The organism is Pseudoalteromonas rubra, from assembly GCF_000967655.1.
In the GTDB taxonomy this organism is placed as follows: domain Bacteria; phylum Pseudomonadota; class Gammaproteobacteria; order Enterobacterales; family Alteromonadaceae; genus Pseudoalteromonas; species Pseudoalteromonas rubra_A.
Genome location: NZ_JXYA01000144.1, coordinates 1 through 567, shown reverse-complemented (window position 1 = coordinate 567; position 567 = coordinate 1). Strand labels below are relative to the sequence as shown.

At 34.9% G+C, this 567-nt stretch carries 1 protein-coding gene; it reads right to left on the bottom strand.

All coding sequences use genetic code 11. The features are described 5' to 3' along the window. Positions 1–160 precede the first annotated feature (160 nt). Positions 161–343 (bottom strand): YegP family protein, encoded by a 183-nt coding sequence (locus TW77_RS23970; RefSeq protein ID WP_046007494.1) that lies wholly within the window; start codon positions 341–343, stop codon positions 161–163. Positions 344–567: the final 224 nt, after the last annotated feature.

Genomic DNA, 567 nt, shown 5'->3' with positions numbered 1-567 from the left:
CCAGATTTGACAATAGCTCGTAGAAGTTCGAGTTGAACATTAACTTAAACAATTTTCGCTATTTTTCAACTTATCAAAAAACTGAATAACATTGTTATCTAAAAATGCCACCTTGGTAGGTGGCATCGTTGGCAACTATAAGTCTAAAACTGGATTCAGTTTAAGACTCGTCAATAGTTTCTGAGTCTGCATTATTCTTAACAGAGTCGATACCATTTTCTGCTCCTTGCTTTGAAGCATACATTTCACTTGTCGCGATCACCTGCCCGTTGTTTGCTTTAAGTACAAAGTAGTACGGTTGATCAGTATCCTTTGTAGATTTCTTAATTACGTACTTGCCCATCAGTTTACTCCTTTTGGGTAAATGTAAGTTATGAGAACGATTTCTCAATCAAAGATATTTGGGTTGTTGAATATTAAATCAAGTATATTTTTTCGGTTTTTTTGTAAGTCATGATTTGTCGCTATTTCAGTTTATTGGAGAGTTACACAGTGAATAAGAAAGTCAAGTTGGAAGCTTAACTTGGGCATAAGACTTGAAGATCAGAGCTATTGTCAAATCTGGTG

Excerpts from the sequence above, each read along its gene's own strand:
- TW77_RS23970 (WP_046007494.1), bottom strand. The coding sequence starts at position 343 with ATGGGCAAGTACGTAATTAAGAAATCTACAAAGGATACTGATCAACCG.